At 44.8% G+C, this 252-nt stretch carries 1 pseudogene; it reads left to right on the forward strand.

The features are described 5' to 3' along the window. Positions 1-252, forward strand: a pseudogene (locus tag FQ668_RS27865) (glycerate dehydrogenase); the annotation flags it as partial.

The raw sequence follows: 252 nt of genomic DNA on the forward strand, positions 1-252 counted from the left end.
TTCTTGAACAGGCCAAGCAAGTAAAACATATTGCGGTGGCTGCCACTGGGGTTAATAACGTTGAGCTTGATTACTGCGCGCAACGCGGTATTACCGTTACCAATGTCCAAGGTTACGCGACTCAATCGGTGCCTGAACATGTGATTGCATTGCTATTTACTTTGATGCGAAATATTCCTGCTTACCACAACGATATCCGCAATGGTGAGTGGCAACGTCAGAATAAGTTCTGTTTCTTCACTCATCCTATTC

Source organism: Pseudomonas sp. Kh14, assembly GCF_900291005.1.
Lineage (GTDB): Bacteria > Pseudomonadota > Gammaproteobacteria > Pseudomonadales > Pseudomonadaceae > Aquipseudomonas > Aquipseudomonas alloputida.